This window comes from Moellerella wisconsensis ATCC 35017 (genome assembly GCF_001294465.1).
In the GTDB taxonomy this organism is placed as follows: domain Bacteria; phylum Pseudomonadota; class Gammaproteobacteria; order Enterobacterales; family Enterobacteriaceae; genus Moellerella; species Moellerella wisconsensis.
The window spans coordinates 1-382 of the sequence record NZ_LGAA01000058.1 but is presented as its reverse complement, the minus strand read 5'-3'; the positions used below and the strand labels follow the sequence as shown (position 1 = coordinate 382).

At 47.1% G+C, this 382-nt stretch carries 1 protein-coding gene; it reads right to left on the bottom strand.

The features are described 5' to 3' along the window. On the bottom strand, window positions 1–362 hold a 362-nt coding region (locus M992_RS14370; RefSeq protein ID WP_147638200.1), incomplete at its 3' end, for a DGQHR domain-containing protein. Between the last annotated feature and the right edge of the window lie 20 nt (window positions 363–382).

The window sequence follows — 382 nt, the reverse complement described above, 5'->3', positions numbered from 1 at the left end:
ATACCCAGCGCCCGGTGCTGGCCATCGAATAGTTTTAAATCAACGTCCATCGGGATTTTAAGAATACCCACTGCCGGCGAAAGTTCGCTGGGGAGGAATTCAACATGGCTGTCAATATTTCCGGTAATTGACGGCAAAATATAGGGGGCTCGTCTTGAAGTCGCGCCGGCAACATAATTCCGTATTTTTTTCGCCCGCGTTTTGTTCGCTTCTCGCTGGCTGCGATCCATAACATCGCCATCATTGTCCATTGCAAGAATACGACGTAACACGACCATAGGAACCGTCAGCATGTATTGTTCTATGCCGCCCTGTATTCCACGTGTAGCCGGTACTCTGAAAAAATAGTTATCAGTATTCATAATATTTCCTTCGTATGCCG